At 35.4% G+C, this 19792-nt stretch carries 23 protein-coding genes; all 23 read right to left on the minus strand.

All coding sequences use genetic code 11. The features are described 5' to 3' along the window. Window positions 1-5: 5 nt before the first annotated feature. On the minus strand, window positions 6-605 hold the full coding sequence (locus tag RHP76_RS04590) for a bifunctional nuclease family protein (protein WP_062674981.1): 600 nt from the start codon (window positions 603-605) through the stop codon (window positions 6-8). Window positions 606-796: 191 nt separating this feature from the next. Beyond that, entirely contained in the window at window positions 797-1744 is a 948-nt protein-coding gene (locus tag RHP76_RS04595; RefSeq protein ID WP_311229589.1) for an electron transfer flavoprotein subunit alpha/FixB family protein, read from the minus strand. Window positions 1745-1784: 40 nt separating this feature from the next. Continuing rightward, window positions 1785-2531 carry an electron transfer flavoprotein subunit beta/FixA family protein gene (locus RHP76_RS04600; RefSeq protein ID WP_034697635.1) on the minus strand — a complete coding sequence of 249 codons (747 nt, stop codon included), beginning with the start codon at window positions 2529-2531 and terminating at the stop codon, window positions 1785-1787. Between the two features lie 150 nt (window positions 2532-2681). Continuing rightward, window positions 2682-3389 (minus strand): SDR family oxidoreductase, encoded by a 708-nt coding sequence (locus RHP76_RS04605; protein WP_277694908.1) that lies wholly within the window; start codon window positions 3387-3389, stop codon window positions 2682-2684. A 79-nt stretch (window positions 3390-3468) separates the two neighbouring features. Continuing rightward, the gene (locus tag RHP76_RS04610; RefSeq protein WP_062674989.1) at window positions 3469-4392 is read right to left on the minus strand and encodes a T9SS type A sorting domain-containing protein; all 924 of its coding nucleotides are present in this window, start codon (window positions 4390-4392) and stop codon (window positions 3469-3471) included. 210 nt (window positions 4393-4602) lie between these two features. Next, the gene (locus RHP76_RS04615; protein WP_311229590.1) at window positions 4603-5523 is read right to left on the minus strand and encodes a T9SS type A sorting domain-containing protein; all 921 of its coding nucleotides are present in this window, start codon (window positions 5521-5523) and stop codon (window positions 4603-4605) included. 200 nt (window positions 5524-5723) lie between these two features. Further along, a complete protein-coding gene (locus RHP76_RS04620) occupies window positions 5724-7103 on the minus strand; it encodes a dipeptidase (protein WP_311229591.1) in 1380 nt (459 codons plus the stop codon). Between the two features lie 158 nt (window positions 7104-7261). Beyond that, entirely contained in the window at window positions 7262-7534 is a 273-nt protein-coding gene (locus RHP76_RS04625) for a hypothetical protein (protein ID WP_062674994.1), read from the minus strand. Between the two features lie 137 nt (window positions 7535-7671). Then, window positions 7672-8832: a class I SAM-dependent methyltransferase gene (locus RHP76_RS04630; protein WP_311229592.1), complete on the minus strand. Its 1161-nt coding sequence runs from the start codon at window positions 8830-8832 to the stop codon at window positions 7672-7674. A gap of 144 nt (window positions 8833-8976) precedes the next feature. Continuing rightward, a complete protein-coding gene (locus RHP76_RS04635) occupies window positions 8977-9417 on the minus strand; it encodes a DinB family protein (RefSeq protein WP_311229593.1) in 441 nt (146 codons plus the stop codon). Window positions 9418-9426: 9 nt separating this feature from the next. Beyond that, window positions 9427-9795, minus strand: a complete 369-nt coding sequence (locus RHP76_RS04640) for a hypothetical protein (RefSeq protein WP_311229594.1) — start codon at window positions 9793-9795, stop codon at window positions 9427-9429. A 95-nt stretch (window positions 9796-9890) separates the two neighbouring features. Continuing rightward, window positions 9891-11054, minus strand: a complete 1164-nt coding sequence (locus tag RHP76_RS04645; protein WP_311229595.1) for a methylmalonyl-CoA mutase family protein — start codon at window positions 11052-11054, stop codon at window positions 9891-9893. Window positions 11055-11156: 102 nt separating this feature from the next. Beyond that, a complete protein-coding gene (locus tag RHP76_RS04650; protein WP_034697620.1) occupies window positions 11157-11513 on the minus strand; it encodes an FtsB family cell division protein in 357 nt (118 codons plus the stop codon). 3 nt (window positions 11514-11516) lie between these two features. Then, a complete protein-coding gene (udk, locus tag RHP76_RS04655) occupies window positions 11517-12131 on the minus strand; it encodes a uridine kinase (protein WP_002979122.1) in 615 nt (204 codons plus the stop codon). A gap of 209 nt (window positions 12132-12340) precedes the next feature. Then, a complete protein-coding gene (locus RHP76_RS04660; RefSeq protein WP_099049883.1) occupies window positions 12341-12646 on the minus strand; it encodes an ATP-dependent Clp protease adaptor ClpS in 306 nt (101 codons plus the stop codon). Window positions 12647-12656: 10 nt separating this feature from the next. Then, entirely contained in the window at window positions 12657-14015 is a 1359-nt protein-coding gene (locus RHP76_RS04665; RefSeq protein WP_062675002.1) for a hemolysin family protein, read from the minus strand. A 272-nt stretch (window positions 14016-14287) separates the two neighbouring features. Then, a complete protein-coding gene (atpG, locus tag RHP76_RS04670) occupies window positions 14288-15151 on the minus strand; it encodes an ATP synthase F1 subunit gamma (RefSeq protein ID WP_311229596.1) in 864 nt (287 codons plus the stop codon). 76 nt (window positions 15152-15227) lie between these two features. After that, window positions 15228-16805, minus strand: coding sequence for a F0F1 ATP synthase subunit alpha (gene atpA / locus RHP76_RS04675; RefSeq protein ID WP_062675006.1), 1578 nt, complete (start codon window positions 16803-16805; stop codon window positions 15228-15230). Between the two features lie 16 nt (window positions 16806-16821). Next, window positions 16822-17361, minus strand: coding sequence for an ATP synthase F1 subunit delta (gene atpH / locus RHP76_RS04680; protein ID WP_062675009.1), 540 nt, complete (start codon window positions 17359-17361; stop codon window positions 16822-16824). Between the two features lie 2 nt (window positions 17362-17363). Continuing rightward, window positions 17364-17861, minus strand: coding sequence for a F0F1 ATP synthase subunit B (locus RHP76_RS04685; RefSeq protein ID WP_002979110.1), 498 nt, complete (start codon window positions 17859-17861; stop codon window positions 17364-17366). Window positions 17862-17944: 83 nt separating this feature from the next. Then, the gene (gene atpE / locus RHP76_RS04690) at window positions 17945-18139 is read right to left on the minus strand and encodes an ATP synthase F0 subunit C (RefSeq protein ID WP_002979108.1); all 195 of its coding nucleotides are present in this window, start codon (window positions 18137-18139) and stop codon (window positions 17945-17947) included. 47 nt (window positions 18140-18186) lie between these two features. Then, a complete protein-coding gene (gene atpB / locus RHP76_RS04695) occupies window positions 18187-19284 on the minus strand; it encodes a F0F1 ATP synthase subunit A (protein ID WP_123279856.1) in 1098 nt (365 codons plus the stop codon). Window positions 19285-19343: 59 nt separating this feature from the next. Then, window positions 19344-19715: a hypothetical protein gene (locus tag RHP76_RS04700; RefSeq protein ID WP_311229597.1), complete on the minus strand. Its 372-nt coding sequence runs from the start codon at window positions 19713-19715 to the stop codon at window positions 19344-19346. Window positions 19716-19792: the final 77 nt, after the last annotated feature.

Genomic DNA, 19792 nt, shown 5'->3' on the forward strand with positions numbered 1-19792 from the left:
TCTCTTTAGTCAATTTTCTTTTTCCTCCTCTTGATTTCTTCCTGGATTTCAAGAGCGGTATCATAGTCTTCTTCTTTAACGGCTTCATCCAATAGTTTCTGAAGTTCTTCCATAGAAAGAGATTTTAAGTTATCTTCTGTCTGTACAGTTTCTGAGAATGATTGTTCTTCTTTTGAAACGTCTTCCAGTTCCAGTAGAATTCCTGCTTCGTTTAAAACCTGCTGCGTTGTAAATATAGGTGCATCAAATCTTACGGCCATGGCAACAGCATCTGAAGTTCTGGCATCTAGGATCAGTTCTTCTTCTGTTACTTTATTTTTAAAGTTAATATTTGAAAAGAAAACTCCGTCTACAATCTGATAGATGATGACAGAAATTAACTCATAATTGGCAGAAACTATAAATTTTGTAAATAAATCATGAGTAAGAGGACGCGGTGGATGAATATCTTTTTCCAATCCGAGAGAGATAGACTGGGCTTCGAAATTTCCTATAACAACAGGTAATTTTATGTGTGTTTCTTCATGTTCCAATAACAATGCATAAGCCCCCGACTGGGTCTGGCTGTACGATATTCCGCGAATAATTAGCTGCTTATAATCCATAGCTACAAATATAGATTAATTTTTTATTGTGTTTTCACTTTTTTACGCAAAAATAAAAGCCCGGAAAGCCGAGCTTTTATCTGTATAGTTGATGATTGTCAAACGTCAATAGTGAATTTTGTTTCGCAAGTGATTTATTTAATTAAAAATCGACGAGCAAAGCGAGAATTGACTATTCACAATTCACTTTCTTATCCTTTAATTGCTTTAATTTTCTCTGTCAGTGCAGGAATAATCTGGAAAGCATCTCCTACTACTCCGTAGTCAGCAGACTTGAAGAACGGTGCTTCAGGATCACTGTTAATTACTACGATAGTTTTTGAAGAGTTAACCCCTGCAAGGTGCTGAATCGCTCCTGAAATCCCTACAGCAATGTAAAGATTCGGAGAAATTGCTTTACCTGTTTGTCCTACGTGTTCTGTGTGAGGTCTCCATCCGATATCAGAAACTGGTTTAGAACATGCTGTAGCTGCTCCTAAAACGTTTGCCAAATCTTCGATCATTCCCCAGTTTTCAGGTCCTTTCATCCCTCTACCTGCAGAAACAACAATTTCAGCTTCTTTAAGGTCTAATTTACCTGAGCTCTGCTCGTGAGAGATCACTTTAGTATCTTCATTCGCTACCGATAAGTTTTTCACTTCTTCTGAACCTGATACTGCGTTTTCTTTAACACCGAAAGCGTTTTGAGAAACAGTAACGATTACTCCGTTCCCTTCTGCTTTTGCATGCATGAAACCTTTTCCTGAGAATGCTCTTCTTTTTACCTGGAAAGGAGAAAGGCTTTCAGGAGCTTCCAATGCATTGGTAATTAAAGAATAGTTCTTCATTACCGCAAGCATAGGAGCAATGGAAGAAGCGTCAGTAGTGTGAGGGAAAACTATAATATTTCCGTTTGCTACTTCACTTACAGCCTGTGCAAAAGCTTTTGCTGAGAAATTTTTAAGACCTTCGTCTTTGATATTGATTACGTTTGATGCTCCATATTTGTACAATAAATCTGAAGAATCTGTTGGGTTTACAGAGATTGCCGTAACGGTATCTCCTGCTTTATCAGCGATAGCTTTAGCATAAGAAACTGCTTCAAAAGCTGCTTTTTTGTAAACTCCGTTTATATTTTCTGCGTATACGAATACTGCCATTGTTTTACATTTAAAATTTAAAGATTGAAAAATTTAAAGATTAGATTACTTTAGCTTCTTCGTGAAGTAATCTTACCAATTCATCAAGGTTATCCGGAGAAACCATTTTCACAGCAGCTCTTGGCGGAACGCTGTCATAAGATACTCCCTGGACTTTTACTTCTGAAGAAGAAGGTTCTACTACCTGCAAAGGTTTTGTTCTTGCAGACATAATTCCTCTCATATTCGGGATGATAAGATCTTTCTCATCTACTAATCCTTTCTGACCTGCAATAATTGCCGGTAATTTTACAGAAATAGTTTCTTTTCCTCCTTCAATTTCTCTTACTGCAGTAGCTTCGCTTCCGTTAACGTCTAATCCTACTGAAGCGTTTACGAAAGGTTGGTTTAATAGCTGAGCTACCATTCCAGGAACCGAACCTCCGTTATAATCGATAGATTCTTTTCCGCAAAGGATAAGATCATATCCTCCGTTTTGAGCTACAGCTGCAATTTCTTTTGCTGTAGAATAGCTGTCTTTTGGATCAAGATTTACTCTTACTGCATCGTTAGCACCAATTGCCAAAGCTTTTCTGATTACAGGTTCTGTAGCAGCATCACCTACGTTGATTACGGTTACTGTTGCTCCCTGAGATTCCTGAAGTTTAACCGCTTTTGTCAACGCAAATTCGTCTAGAGGATTAATTACCCACTGAATTCCGTTTTTGTCGAAAGCAGATTTGTCTGCTGTAAAGTTAATTTTGGAAGTAGTATCCGGAACACTACTAATACAAACTAATATTTTCATGTGTACTATTTTATTTTTTCCCTTTTGGCGCATAAAATCATGACAGTTTATGCAGAGATTTTGTTTGAATTAATTTTTGCTAATATAAATAAAAAATATATTATGCATGCATAATACTTATTAAATTATTATTCAATACATTAGATGTAGTTACTTAGCTGGTTTCGTTGCCCTAAACTCTATTTTACTTGGCAAAACTCTTGGATTCATCTTTAAAATATCCAATATAAGATTCCCCATATCTTCGGGCTGGATCTTCCAACTGTCCTTTTCAGACGGAATATTTCCGTTAAAATGAGTGGCCACAGACCCTGGCATGATCACCGTAGATTTAATATTGTATTTTCTTAAATCGATCATTGCAGCCTGTGTGAAACCTACCACTCCAAATTTTGAAGCGTTGTATCCTGTACCATTTTCAAAGAAATTCGCTCCGGCAAGACTGGAAATGGTAATATAGTACCCTTCTGTCTTTTTAAGTTCTTCCACAGAGGCCTTTAAGGTATAAAAAACACCTGTAAGATTCGTTTCTATCATATCATTCCACTCCTCTGCCGTCAGTTCATCTACGGGCTTAAAAATACCCAATCCTGCATTGGCAATAATATAATCCAGTCTACCGAACTTTTCAACGGTATATTTTACAGCTTCCCGTTCGCTTTCCAGACTTCTTACATCAGAAACAATCCCCAAAACATTTTCTGAATATTGCTTAAGTTCTTCTTCTGCCCTCATTACATCTTCTCTTTTTCTTCCTGAAAATGCCACAGAAATGCCATTTTCCAGTAAAATTTTTGCAATCCCGAAACCTATTCCTTTGGTTCCTCCTGTTATATAAGCTGTTTTATGATCTGACATATGGTTGAAATTTTAATTCTCTAAAATAACAAAAACGCTCCAATTGGAGCGTTTTGCTGATCCTAAGATTTATCAGTAATTATTTTTTGATGAACTTCTCTGTGAAGTTTCTTCCTTCTGTTTCTATATTCAGCAAATAAGCTCCGGCAGACAGATTTCTAACATTTACCTGATCTCCGTTCAATGTTACATCTACTCTCTTGCCAGACATATCATATGCTTCAACATGTTTGATTTTGTTAGGCGTTGTGATTTTTATAACATCCGTAGCCGGGTTTGGATAAATAGAAAGTTTTACGTCATTTTTAACGGCGTCTTTTGTAGACAAGGCTGCTTCATTATTAATTTTGATATTATCGATATAGGCAGAACCTCCATAATTATCATGTACAAAATCCATTCTGTTAATATTGTTATTGCTGAATGGTTGTCCTGTATAAATTAGAGCATCATTCAGGTAATATTGGATTCCTGTAGCCGTAGAAACTATTTTTACCCTGTACCATGTATTGGCATTCCAGGTTTGATTGGTATCTACTAAATTATTTGAACCCGCTGTTGCGATCAGAATGCTTCCATCATAAGAAAAATCAATATAAGTAACAATTCCTCCTGTTCCTACGGTATTTACTGTTCTAAAAACGAAATCTGAACTTGATGTACTTTTTTGGGTAAGTCTCACATCAAATGATTGGGTAAAGCTATTGTATGTTAATGGTGTAGTGAAGGTATAGAAACCACCCATTACAGGGCTCTGCTGTGGTCCGTAAGCTGCGTCTGTTGTTATTTTAAAACTGTTTGACCCCTGGCTTGCCATTTCAGCGGATACCAATTGACTTGTCAGATATACTGGCGGTGTAGCTCCATTATTAGTAGTAACCCAGCCCTGCTGCCCGTTAATGTTTCCTGCAGTATATCCCTCACTGGCTTCAAAAGAAATAGTTTGTTGAGCAAAAGATGATATCGAGATCAACGAAATTGCGAAAATGTAAAGTTTCTTCATGATATTTTTTTAGTTTCAAGCAAATATATACGTTTTAAATCTAAAAAGCAAAATATATGAATATTTTACGTATATTATAAAATTAACATAATATTTTTAACTAAAAATAATAAAGATATTAAATCCAAGAAGAAACAATAATTCCGAAAAATCATCCACAAATACACCAAAACGCTAAAAAGAGCACATGTTTTCAGAGGTTGAAATAATTTATCTGATGATCACTTTTTCAGTAAAATTTCTTTCTTCAGTTTTTATATTAACCATATATATTCCTTTGGGTAAACCTTTTACCTCTATTTTATTATGGTTTATTTCAGTCTTTATCAGCTTACCAGTTTCGTCGTAGAGTTCTATACTTTTTACTTTGGCAGCAGCATTAATATGGATGAAATCCGTTGCAGGATTAGGATAAAGAGATATTTTTTTAATATTTGCATTGGAATCCTGAACACCCATTGTTCCCAGCTCGCTATTAATTTTAATATGATCAATATAAGCTGACCCCAAAGAATTATTATGAACAAAGCGAAGCTGGTTTATATTCAATGAACTTGCTGCTGCACCCGTATAGATCAGCAAATCATTAAGATAATACCGGACATCCGTAGCGCTTCCCACTACTTTTAACCGATACCAGGTATTTGACAGCCAGATGGAAGGTGCAACAATAAGGTTCTGTATACCAGATAACATATCCAGGATCTTTACTGACCCGGTTTTTCCAAAATCCACCCTTACGACAAACTGGTCATCAATACTGTTTACAGCCTGAAAACCAAAATCAGAACCGTTGAGTTGTGACATATTGATATCGAATGATACAGAAAAATTATTGTGAGCAAGGGGAACGGACAGATTATAAAAACCTCCGATGATTGGCTCAGCCTGCGTTCCATACGTATTTTCTTTAACAATTCTCAGAGAACGGCTTCCATCACTTGCTTTATCTAAACTGATAGTTTGATGGGTAACATTTTCCGGTACACCTCCTGTGGGAGTACTGATCCAGCCTGCCTGTCCATTGACATCTCCAACGTTGAACCCCTCAATAGGTTCAAAGGATATGGCTTGTTGGGCTAAAACACAGAATGATGATAGCAAAAATGCAATTGAGTAGTATTTTTTCATAGCAAATCAAGTTTTGTATTAAAAATATAAACTTTCAATGAATAGTGAAATAACTTATTGCAAATAAAAAATTAACCCATTTATTTTCAGTGAATTTAATTTTCAAAACCTTGAAAATACTTCGCTAAAAATTGATAAAAGAACAAAAAAATAAGGTATTTCTTTGCAGAAATACCTTATCATATCGTGTTTTCGATTAATTATTTTGAATAATTCTCAAAGAACAACGGAATACTTTCAATCCCTTTATAGAAATTGAATAATCCATAATGTTCGTTTGGAGAGTGAATCGCATCAGAATCCAACCCAAAGCCCATCAATACAGACTTAGCTCCTAAAACCTGCTCAAACATTGCTGTAATCGGAATACTTCCTCCTCCTCTGTAAGGAAGAACTTCTTTTCCGAATGCTGATTCCATAGCCTGTTTTGCTGCCACAAATTCTTTGGTATCTGTTGGTAAAACGTAAGGCATACCTCCGTGGTGAGGAGTAACTTTAACTTTTACTGTATCCGGAGCAATCTTTTCAAAATATTTTGTAAACTTCTCCGTAATTTCCTGTGGTGTCTGATAAGGTACCAAACGCATTGAAATTTTAGCAAAAGCTTTTGAAGGAATTACTGTTTTTGCTCCTTCTCCTGTATAGCCGCCCCAGATTCCGTTGCAGTCTAAAGTAGGACGAATAGATGTTCTTTCTAAAGTTGTATATCCTTTTTCCCCTTCGATATTACCCAATCCGATTGATTTTTTGAATTCTTCCGGATTGTCTTTCAATTTGTTCATTTCAGCTCTTTCCGCATCTGAAACAGTTTCAACATTGTCGTAGAATCCGTCAATGGTGATATGCCCGTTTTCATCAATCAGATTCGCGATCATTCTTGAAAGAACGTGGATAGGGTTCGGAACTGCTCCGCCGTAAAGGCCTGAGTGTAAGTCTCTGTTCGGGCCTTCCACTTCTACTTCTACGTAGCTTAAACCTCTTAAACCTGTTGTTACAGTCGGCTGTTCGTTACTATAAATGTGAGTATCGGAAATTAAGATACAGTCACAAGCTAATTTCTCTTTATTTTCATTGACCCAGTCGCCTAAGCTTACTGATCCTACTTCTTCTTCTCCTTCTAAGATAAATTTAACATTGCAAGGAAGAGCATTGGTCTTCATCATCGCTTCAAAAGCTTTCAAATGCATGAAGAACTGTCCTTTATCATCAGCAGAACCTCTTGCGAAGATAGCTCCTTCAGGGTGTAATTCAGTTTTTTCAATATAAGGTTCAAAAGGTGGCTTTGTCCATAATTCCAATGGATCTGCCGGCTGAACATCATAGTGTCCGTATACCAAAACTGTAGGTAAATTTTTATCTAAAATCTTTTCCCCGAAAACAATTGGATATCCTTTTGTGTTGCAAACTTCCACATTATCAGCGCCTGCATTTTTAAGGTGTGCTGCCACTACATCTGCACATTTCAAAACGTCATCTTTATACGCCGGATCTGCAGAAATAGAAGGAATTCTCAATAACTCAAATAATTCATCCACGAAACGCTGTTTGTTTTCGTTAATGTAATTTAATGTCTCTTGCATTGTAAAAATTTATTTTGTTAAAATTAAAAAAAATGCCCGGCAGGAACAAACAAAAAGAAAGGATTTTCCCAACCTCGTGTTAATGAACCTTATAGTCCTCTTTTTTAATAAAAAAATGCCCTGCAGAAACAGGGCACTTATATATTTTGTACTTCTAATTAGTGTTCAGCTTTTGGCGCTTTATCAGCTTCAGCAGGTTTTGCAGCCGCAGTACTGTCAGCTTTTGGAGCAGCTGCTTCTGGTGTTGCATGAGCCTCTTCTTTATGTTCTGCAGCTCCGGCTTCATGTCCGTGAGCTTCTCCCTGAGGGTCGTCAGAATATCTTTCTACTCCTTCTTCAAGTTTCAAAGTACCTCTGTTTCCTCCTTGTGGAACTTTCTTACAGCTTACCGCTACCGTTGCAATCGCTAAACATATAACTAATTTTTTCATATGTAAAATTATTTTTTTTAAAAGGTAAAATGAAACCGCACTATTTTAACTTATTTGATCTCCAAACAGCAAACGATTTCATGCTTTAATTTTTGATTGCCCAAAAGTAAGAAATCCTGCTTTTTTCGGCAACATTTTTATACTGATTTTAATATTATTTTCCCTTTTTTGGATTGGGTAAAAATAAGATACCGGTCCCCTCCGTCTTTTAAACCATATTTCTTTTTGATTTCTTCAGGTTTTTGAGGATAATTTTTTGTAATAATATTGAACTGTTCTTTCTTTTTAATGCTTTTAGAATCAACAGATTCCATTTCTAAAATTCTTCCTGGGAAGTTTTCAATTCTTTCGCTGGAAGTGTAAATATGGCTATTGGGATGAAGCTTTTTTAACCCGAATTTCTGAGAGATCAGATTAAAGACTCCAGCCTTCAGAATGGAATGATTGGGGATGTAAATGTATCTTTCTGGTTCAGAATATTCGGATTGCGCAGTTTCTTCTTCCCCAAATGTAAAGCTAAAGACAGAGTCATTGCTTTCAAGGTTCACACAATTACAGATGATCTTATCCCTATTTTCGTTGGAAAGAAATACGACAACCTCTTTCACGTCATTTTTCAGAGCAATAATATCCATTCTTGAAATATCCGACAATACTGAAACAAGGTATTTAAGATCAATCAACGGGGAAAGCTTTATCACCACAAGATCGGATATTGAACATAACTTTTCCTGAATTTCAAGAATATCAGGAGACAGATCTTCCAAAAGAAAAACTTTGTTTTTTTTCTCATCCCTTCTGGCTGGGTCAAGATAAATGACATCAAAGTGTTCCTGATTCTCATTCAGAAAATCTTCAAGCTTAAGATTGATAAATTTCGCCTTACGATGTAAAATGCCCCAGTTATTTTCAACAATCTCTAAAAGCTCTGTATTCTGCTCTATTAAAGTGACATTCTCAAAATTTTGAGACAGATAAAAGGCATCAATCCCAAAACCGCTTGTAAGGTCAATAAATGTTTTCCCTTTTAGTATTTCAGATTTATAAAGCGCTGTTTTTTCTGATGAAGACTGTTCAAGATTAAGCTGTGGTGGGAAGAGAATACCCTCTTTTAAGAGAAACGGAAATTTTCTCTCTGCCACCTGTTTTCCTTTGATCTGTTGTACAATTTCATGCATGGAAACCTCAGGAAAAGGGGATTTTTTTAGTAATAATGAGTGCAGATCTGTTTTTAGATTTGCATTGATATAGTTTTGAACGTCTTTGTTTAACAGTTTATTTCCCACAGATTCTGCCACTTCTTATATTCATGTGTTTAAAATACTTCGACTCCGCTCAGCATGACAATGCTAATGCTAAATGCCTAATTTACTATTGAGAGATTAAGACAGTATAATTAACCGTGTCATACTAAGCGGAGTCAAAGTATTACTATCTTAAAATTATCTTTTATAAAAAATATAGTCAGTCAATACCGGTGTTATACCTTTCTGTTTAAGCAAAGAATTGATTTGCCCTCTATGATAGGTAGAATGATTTACTGCATGAAAAAGCATTTCAAAAATGGTATTTTCAAACTTTGTTCCTCTTGAATTCTGATATTCTATCTTTGTGTCCACATCAAAATTGTTAATAATATCAATGCTTTTAAGAAAGTTCTTTTGATTGGTTTCTACCAAAGATTCAAAGGGATTGATCTGCCATACTTCAAAGGTTTCCTCTCCTAATATCCGGGCATTCCAGATCTGTTGCGCATTAAGGGTATGATTGATCAAACTGATCGTTTTATCGTCAATAAGCTCTCTGTTTTCAGAAATAGCTTTAATCATCTCAGCGTTGAAATGATAGGTATATTCAAATAAATCTATCAGTTTTTCTTTCATTACTAAAAACTATAAGCTTTTTTCTTTATATAGCGTCAACACATTTGGAGATGTAATATCAATATCTGTAGGGTTTTTATTTTCAAAGTCGAAAAATATTAGAAATTCATTCACATTAACAAATTTAATAAGTCCGTTTAAAAATTTACTTTCTTCAAGTTTATTATTAAAATCATTGTACGATGCAATTAAACTAAATTTTATAATTTTTTTTGAAAAATCCGCAGCATATTTTACCTGTGCAACTTTACCTTTATTGGGTCCGTCAGGAATTATATGATTTCTACCGTCAATATTCAATCCATCAAGTTCTACTTTTACAAAACCGTCTGAAAAAATGTAAATGAGCCAGCGCTCCCCGCATCTGTTCCTACCCATCTTCCATACAAATCTTTCTCAGTTTGAGAAAAACATAATCCGAAAAACAATAAAAGGAAAATTAAGAAACTTTTTTTCATGGTGTTATGGATGTTCTATTCAAACATTTCAGCCCAACGAACGGCTTTTATTTCTTTTTCATTGTAAAGATCTCCAATAGACTTTTTAACGTCTAATTTAGGGTACAAATTCACTCCGATCAGCTTTATTTTCCCTTCTTCAATCCATTGCTGCTCTTCAATCGCATGATCATAGATTTTTTTCTGAATAACTCCCTGTTTCAACAGCTCAAGATATCCTCCTGCTTCTTCAATCTCAACAAATAAAGTCCATGCTTTTTCTGCGAACTGCCGGGTGATATCTTCAATATAATAACTTCCGTTAGAAGCATCTTCAAATACATTGATGATACTTTCATACGCCAGAACTATCTGTTGTTTGAAAGAAATTTCTTCCGAGTTATCCGTACTTCTGTCTACAAGATAATTGTTTGAGAAAACAGCGTCTGCTCCGCCAATCATGGCAGAAGCAAGCTCCAACGTAGAACGGATCAGGTTATTTTCATTATCTGAAACGGCTTTATTTCGTAACGAAGTTTCAGCAAAGATATAAGGAACTTCATCCAGTCCGTATTCTTTTGAAAGCTGGTTAAAAATAATCTTAAAAGCTCTCAGCTTAGCCATTTCAAAGAAATAACTTCCTCCAACAGCTATTCTGAAAATCAGTTTATTTAAAATTTCAGCTCCATAAACTTCTGCTAATTCCTTAGCTTTTGCAAGGGCAATTCCAAGCTGTTGATAGATAGCAGCCCCTGCATTCTGATGGAAGGAAATATCTACACAAATATTTCTTTTAAATTCTTTGGCCAGCAATTCTTTTACCAGCTGATCATCAATAGTTCCTTCTTTTTCATTAAAGACATCAATCAGCGAAAAATACTGATCTTCTTCTTTAGGGCTGATATGCCCTGCAAGATCTTTATTATTTACAAAAAGAGTTTTCTGATCAAGGTTTTCTACATTCTGATCTAAAATAAATGCAAATACTTCTTCTTCCAGACTTTCATGATATCTCGCTACCAAATGGGTGCTTTCTTCAACTCTTGGCAGGTTGACCAGAGGTTTCTGAACCTCTGTGTAAAAAGGCTTCACCTCTATTCCTTCCAGATTTTGTTTCTCTAGAACAAGGTAAATATCCTCTGTTTTAAGCTGTTTTTTAACTAGATTTTCCCAGTTTGAAAGTATATCTGTATTTGACATTAGTTTTTTATTTGTGAATGGTCAATGGTGAATTCTGCTTCTCAAGTGAATTTTAATTTTAAAAATTCTTTTCATCATTAACGTCATTCTATTCAACTTTTATTACTTTTTAGCTACTTTTGTGCTGTCTACTACCAGAATAAAGATCTCTTCATTCGGTTTTTTCATAAAATAATTTTCTCTCGCATACTTTTCTTTTTCTGACTTGTTATTCATCAGTTTTTTATAAAAAGCATCGTTTTTCTCGTATTCTTTTTTGTAATAATCCAGCTGATCTTCATATTTATGAATCTCACCATTCAGTTCATTAATAACAAGAAATGAAGTTTTATCGAAAAAAATCATCCATACCAAAAACAGACAGATCGTAATGGTATACTTGTTCAAAACATATTTCTGGATAAGTTTGAATGTTTCAGATTTCGGCTGAATGTCTTTGATAAGGTTGTTTTCTTCCATTTTTTAATGTTTTTTCAACGAGTTTTTAATAACAGTAGTTAAAAAATCAATGGCTACGGAATTCTGTTTCATATTGGGGATAATAAGATCGGCCTCATTTTTAGACGGCTCGATGAATTCCTGGTGCATTGGTTTCAATGTGGTCTGATAACGGTGCAATACTTCGCTCAGATCTCTTCCCCTTTCCTGGGTATCTCTCCTGATCCTCCTGATCAGTCTTTCGTCAGAATCTGCATGAACAAATACCTTCAGATCAAATTCTTTCAGTAATTCTTTGTTGGTCAAAACAAGAATTCCTTCTACTACCAATACGTTTTTAGGTTCTACAGTGACATGATCTCCTGTTCTGGAATGTGTAACAAAGCTGTAAATCGGCTGTTCAATCGGCTCATTGTTTTTTAAAGCTTTTACATGTTTTATCAGTAAGTCAAAGTCTATTGATTTTGGATGGTCATAGTTAAGAGCTTCTCTTTCCGTCAATGTAAGACCTTGGTTGTCGTGATAATAATTATCCTGAGAGAGGATATTCATTCCCTCAATATCAAGCTGCTGAAGTATCTTATCAACAACTGTAGTTTTGCCGGATCCTGTACCACCGGCAATTCCTATTACAAGCATTGTTTTTTTGTTTCTTTATAGTTGGTACAAATATACTATTTTAGATAAAATGTGACAATGTAAGAGTATTGAGAAATTAAAAGATTAAAGCATTTAAATATTAAAATATTTTCGGGAAAGCTGTCAGTCTTTATGATTTATTGTTATTACTCAAATTTACGCTCTTGATTTAATAAAAAAATCCGACAAAGTAATTGTCGGATTTTATTTTATACGATTTCGCTTGTTAATTCACGCGAAATTAATTTTTCGTGCATAGGCTTCAAAACGTCCATTGAGCCGGTTTTTACGGTACACTTGCCTTTATAATGAACAAGGATTGTACATTGTTCAGCCTGTTCCAGGGTATGTTTGCATATTTCGATCAGACAGTCTATTACATAATCAAAAGTATGAATATCATCGTTATGCAGTACCAGTTTATAAACTTCATCCGTATCATCTAAAACGAGAACTTCTTCTTCGTACTGACGTTTCGGGTTTTCGTAATCTTTTATGCTGTTATAAAAATTCATTCTCATTCTTTTAAACTTCTCCTATTTTGTCTGCCAGATTATCTATAGCATTAGGTTCCTGATAAATCAGTTCCACAAGTTCCACACTCTTGTTATTCATTTTAAGAATTTTGAAGTGATAATCTTCAAGATCAAACTCCTGGTTTTCTTCAGGAATTTCTTCAAGCTCATAAAGAATAAATCCTGCTAGTGAGTTATACTCGCTTTCTTCGGAAAGAGGAAGTTTTTTAGGAAGGAATTCGTTGATTTCGTCCAAAGGCTGAGTAGCCTGTACCCAATAGGTATTGTCCGCTATTTTATCAACAATTTTTTCTTCATCATCTTCTTCATCCTGAATTTCTCCCACAAGTTCTTCCAGAATATCTTCGAGTGTAATAATTCCTTCTGTTCCACCAAATTCGTCGATAACAATAGCAATATGTTGTTTTTTAAGCTGGAAAGTCTTCAGTAAGTCTGAAACTTTTTTACTTTCCACCACGAAGAAAGCATCACGCATTAAATCTTTAAGGTCTTCATGATCCAGATCCCCTTTTCTCTTCACAAATTCTCTTATAATTTCTTTTGTGTAGAAAATTCCGATCACATTGTCAATGGAATCAATATAAACGGGAATTCGTGAGTAACCGCTGTCCATTATTTTGTTGATAATATCATTGACATCTTCCTCAAAGTCTATGGAAGTAATATTCTGTCTTGGAACCATGATCTGCTTGGCAGAGTGATCTGTAAAATCAAATGCATTTTTAATGATCTCATAGTTCTCTTCTTCAATCTCACCACTGTCTGCACTTTGTTTTACCAGAAGCTGAAGTTCTTCCGTAGAGTGAATTTCCTGTTCGGAAGCGGGATGAATTTTTACGAGTCTTAAGAAACCATTTGACATGGAGTTCATTAACCAGATAAACGGTTTAAAAATCGTATAGAAAACTCTCAACGGAACTGCTGTTGCCATTGTCGTTGATTCAGATTTTCTGATAGCGATTGATTTTGGTATAAGCTCACCAAACACAATATGCATGATGGTAATCAATACAAAACTTGTCACTACCGAAATGGTAGTAATGGTTGTCTGAGTAAGATTAATGCTTAAAGACGTGAAAATATTTTCGACAATATGATGCAGGGCACTTTCTCCTACCCAACCAAGGGCAAGGGATGCCAATGTAATTCCTAATTGTGTAGCGGAAAGATATTCATCAAGATGCTTGATGATATGTTCTGCCTGCTTAGCCATAGAGTTTCCTTCTGCAGCTTTTAACTGAATTTGTGAATAACGAACTTTAACAATTGAAAATTCTGCGGCTACGAAGAAGCCATTTAGTAAAACAAGAAATAAGGCCAGCAAAAGCCTGACTATGTCCGAGTCCATTTAGAGGTTGTATAAATTTTATTAGCTACAAAGATATGTAAAATAAAAATAACCTGCCTGAATCTGGGATTGATTATTTCGATGAAGGAATTTTCTTAAGAAAATATGGCTTGATATAATATAGCTATTTTTAAATAAAAAAAATAATTGGAACATCTACTCATTTTCTGATAAAAATGGGATTTTTGAATAGTCAATGGCTGTTTCAGCCCTTTATAAACACAAAAGCACCGAAATGATCGGTGCTTTTAATTGTATGATAAAATAATTCTTTATGAATTTTTCAAAGCTTCTGCTCCGGAAACAATTTCCAGGATTTCGTTGGTAATTGCAGCCTGTCTTGCTTTGTTGTAGAAGATCACTAGATCATTCTTTAAAGCCTGAGCGTTGTCTGTTGCTTTGTGCATTGCCGTCATTCTCGCTCCGTGCTCAGATGCTACTGAATCTAAGATGGCTTTGAAAACCTGAGTTTTGATAGACTTTGGAATCAAATTGTCCAGGATTTCAGCTCTGTTAGGTTCAAAGATATAATCTGTTTCAACCTGTTGCTCAGTGTTTTCCGGCATTGAGATTGGAAGAAGCTGTTCTGTAGTTACTTCCTGAGTAGCTGCATTCACGAATTTGTTATAGATAACATAAACTTCGTCAAATTTACCTTCTTTGAAGCTTGTCATTACTCCTTCAGTGATATGAGCAACAGCATCAAAGTTCAGATTATCATATACAGTACTTCCGTTAGTATATACCGTACGGCTTTTTCTTACAGCATCATATACTTTTTTACCTACAGGAAGAACTTCAACCTCGTACTGGGCGTTGTTCTGAAACTGAAGGTTAAGCTCTTTTACGATAGAAGAGTTAAAAGCTCCCGCAAGACCTCTGTTTGAAGTAACAGCGATGAATAATACTCTTTTAACCTCTCTTTTCTGAGCATATACAGAAATCTGATCAGGATCAGAGCTAGAATTTACATTCTGGATAAGCTCCTGTAATTTTTCAGAATAAGGTCTTAACATTACGATTGCGTCCTGTGCTTTTTTAAGTTTCGCTGCGGAAACCATCTTCATAGCACGTGTAATCTGCATCGTAGATGAAATTGACGTAATTCTGCCTCGTATTTCTTTTAAGTTTGCCATTAATTTGGGTTCAAAGTTTAAGGTCTAAAGTTTAAGGTTTAAAACACTATATTTCAAACCTTAAACATTGAATTTTTTAGTTGTATTTAGAAGCTAAATCGTTAGCCGCCTGCTTAAGAACACCTGTAATATCGTTATCGATTTTTCCAGCCTTAAGCGCAGCCATCGTATCTGGGTGCTTAGACTTAAGGAACTCGATATATTCGTGTTGGAATTCTTTAATCTTGTTCAATGGAACGTTTCTCATTAAGTTTTCTGTTCCGGCGTATACGATCGCTACCTGACTTTCTACAGGAAGTGGTGCGTTTACCGGTTGCTTAAGGATTTCTACGTTTCTTTCTCCTTTAGAGATTACTGCTAAAGTAGAAGCATCAAGGTCAGAACCGAATTTAGCAAACGCTTCTAGTTCTTTATATTGAGCCTGGTCAAGCTTCAGTGTACCAGATACTTTCTTCATTGATTTAATCTGAGCATTACCTCCTACCCTTGATACAGAGATACCTACGTTGATTGCAGGACGAACCCCTGAGTTGAATAGATCAGACTCCAAGAAGATCTGTCCGTCAGTAATAGAGATTACGTTTGTAGGGATATATGCAGAAACGTCACCAGCCTGAGTTTCGATAATTGGAAGGGCTGTTAATGAACCACCACCTTTTACAATTGGCTTAAGAGATTCTGGCAAATCGTTCATTTGCTTAGCAATTTCGTCATCAGCGATTACTTTTGCAGCTCTTTCCAATAGTCTTGAGTGAAGGTAGAAAACGTCTCCAGGGTAAGCTTCACGGCCCGGTGGTCTTCTCAATAGTAGAGAAAGCTCACGGTAAGCAACAGCTTGTTTAGATAAATCATCATAAACGATAAGTGCCGGTCTACCAGTGTCTCTGAAGAACTCACCGATAGAAGCTCCTGCCATTGCAGAGTATACCTGCATTGGAACCGGATCTGATGCGTTAGCTGCAACGATTACCGTATAAGCTAAAGCTCCTTTATCAGAAAGTGTTTTAACGATTTGTGCTACAGTAGAAGCTTTCTGACCGATAGCAACATATATACAATATACTGGTTTACCAGCATCAAAGAATTCTTTTTGGTTGATGATCGTATCGATAGCAACAGTAGTTTTACCTGTTTGTCTGTCACCAATGATAAGCTCTCTCTGACCTCTTCCTACAGGAATCATCGCATCAATTGCCACGATACCAGACTGTAAAGGCTCAGTTACCGGCTGTCTGAAGATAACTCCAGGAGCCTTTCTTTCCAATGGCATTTCGTATAAATCCCCAGTAATAGGACCTTTACCATCGATTGGGTTACCAAGAGTATCTACTACTCTTCCTAACATACCTTCTCCTACTTTGATAGAAGAGATTCTGTTTGTTCTTCTTACTGTATCACCTTCTTTTACTAATTTACTTTCACCAAGTAGAGCAACTCCCACGTTGTCTTCTTCAAGGTTAAGTACAATACCTTCTACATCACTAGAAAATTTCACCAACTCTCCGTATTGTACGTTTTCTAACCCGTATACACGAGCAATACCATCACCGATGGTTAAAACTGTACCTACTTCCTCAACGTTGGATTGAGTATCGAAGTTGGCCAATTGCTGTTTTAAGATCGCAGATACTTCTGCCGGATTTATTTCTGCCATTGTATGGTTGTTTTTCTTAATTTAATTGGAAATCTTTTTTAACTTGGTTCAATTTTGTCTTCACAGATGCATCTATCTGCTGGTCACCTACTCTCAGAACATATCCTCCAAGAATTTCAGGCTTCACATTTACTTTCAGATCAAAGTTTGAATCAGCATTTACAAGATGGGTAGATCTTAAAATCTGGTCAAGGTTTTCTTTTGAAAGCGGAGTTGCTGTTGTAAGTGTCACTCTCTGTATACCACTAAGGTCTTCAACTTTGTTGATGAATTCCTGAGCGATATTTTTCAATTGGTTTTCACGTCCGTGCTTAATAACCAATCTGATCAGGTTCTGAGAAGAAACAGATAAACCTTTGAAAATTTCGTTTGCTACTTCTATTTTCTTTTTAGAATCGATATAAGGAGTCATGAAAAATTTATTTAAGTCCGCAGACTCTTTCATGATCTTTACTACATCTTTCATTTCAGAAAATACAGTAGCCGTTTGACCTGATTCGTTGGTGAAGTCAAGTAAACCTTGTGCGTATCTTTTAGCTACTTTAGATGTAAGCATTCTTAGTTAAGGTTTGATTTGTTTAAATAATTTTGAACTAATTCGTTTTGAGCTTCGCTATTGTCCAGCTTTTGCTTCAAGATAGACTCAGCAATGTTTACAGATAAAGTACCGATTTGAGTTTTGATGTCTGCCATTGCAGCATTTTTCTCAGCGTTGATAGTCTGTTTAGCAGCTTCGATCATTTTGTCTCCTTCAGCTTTAGCAACATCTTTAGCTTCCCCTACGATTCTGTCTTTAATCTCTCTGGCTTCTTTAAGGATCGCATCTCTTTCGATTTTAGCTTCACGAATGATTCTTTCGTTATCCTCTTTTAAAGTTTCCATTTCTTTTCTAGCTAATTTAGCTTGATTAAGAGCGTCAACAATAGATGTTTCTCTGTCATTGATAGACTTTAAAATAGGTTTCCAAGCGAATTTACCTAACAAAAATAATAATGCTAGAAAAATAACAGACTGGATAATAAATAATCCTGATGAAAACTGATGAATTAATTCCATTATATAAATGTATAAATAATTATTACTTTTTTTAAAGAACCATTACCTGTAACCAACCGTCACAGATAATGGTCTGATTTTAATTAGTTTACTGCAAATAGAGCAGCAAACGCAACACCTTCTACAAGTGCAGCTGCGATAAGCATAGCTGTTTGGATTTTTCCAGATTGCTCAGGTTGTCTAGCGATAGCTTCAAGAGCAGCAGCTCCGATTTTACCAAGACCGATACCTACACCTAGTACTACGATACCAGCACCTACAATTTTAGGGATTTCCATAATATATAATTTTAAAAAATTTGTTTTACTTTAATTTATAATTTCAATTAGTGAGCTGCATGATGTTCGTGCTCGTGCTCTTCTACTGCCATTCCAATGAACAGCGCAGATAACATAGTAAAGATATAAGCCTGTAGGAATGCTACCAATACTTCCAGTAAATAAATTACTAATGTTAAGAATGGGAATGCAACACCTGCGATAAAATTCTTGAATACGTAAATCAATCCGATCAAACTCATTACTACGATGTGTCCTGCTGTCATGTTGGCGAAAAGTCGGATCATCAATGCGAATGGCTTAGTGATTGTTCCTAATAATTCGATTGGAAGCATGATCAACTTCATCGGAACCGGTACTCCTGGCATCCAGAAGATATGTTTCCAGTAATCTTTGTTCGCTGAGAATGTCGTAATCAAATACGTAAGAATAGCCAGGAAGAATGTCATTGTAATATTACCTGTAACATTAATTCCGAAAGGCATTAATCCAAGAACGTTAAGGAAAAGAATAAAGAAAAACACTGTTAATAAATACCCCATGAATCTCTTATACTTATGTCCGATATTAGGAATAGCAACTTCGTCTCTTACAAAGATAATTAATGGTTCTAAGAATCTTGCTGCGCCTGTAGGAACTGCTGACTTCTTATAAGATTTAGCCATTCCAACAAATAACACAAACATAAAGATTGACACTAATAAAATAATCAATACACTTTTTGTAATAGAAAGATCTAAAGGTTTCACGTTAGTTGGATGACCGTCTTCACCAAGTGTTAAAGTTCCAGCTGCATCAGTCTTATAGATTTTCTCATGGTGCAACACATAAAAAGAACCATCCACTTCAGTAGGCTCACCATGCATAAACCCTTCTTTGTTACTCATGAAAGAGTGAAAACCGTTATCATAGATAATAACAGGAAGAGGGAAACCGATGTGGTGACCATCTTTATCAACCATCAATGTGAAATCATGTGCATCTAATAAGTGATGATCGATGAACTCCTTGTTTTCTTTGCTTACTTTGTCTTTCTCTGAAAGCTCTTGAGCAGGAGCTGCCCCAGCAGTAGCTTCACCATGCTGTGCAGACACTAAGTTTAATACAAAAATACTGTAGAATAAAACTGCGAATTTCTTAAACATTGATAGGTTTTTTTCGTTGTGCAAAAATATGATATTTTTTCTAGTTTCAATAAATAATTTTACTGTTTTTTATCATGATTAATCAGCTTGATGGCATAGTACGTAAGCAGTGCTGTCAGGATAAAATAAGGCATGATAAAATGGAATTTGTAGCCGGGAATCACTTCAAAGTTCAGTTTTTTTCTGATTAAGTACATCAAACCGAATTTTAAAAGGATCAAACCAATAACAGACAATCCTAAAAATTCCGGTGCTACTCTATTGATTAAGATAATAAGGGTGATCATCATCATAAACATGACACTTAAAAAAAGGTAAAATTTAATGATCACTATCTCATCCAGGTGAAAAACAAATTTCCATAGGGAAAAATGCACCAGGAAGGTCAGAAAGAATAAAACGACAACAAGAATATTGGGATTAATTTTCATTCTATATTTTAATTGATCGCAAAAATAGACTTTTTCTATCGTATTATACTATGATTTGATATTTATCATTTTTTCTT

This window comes from Chryseobacterium sp. SG20098 (assembly GCF_031844745.1).
GTDB lineage: Bacteria > Bacteroidota > Bacteroidia > Flavobacteriales > Weeksellaceae > Chryseobacterium > Chryseobacterium cucumeris.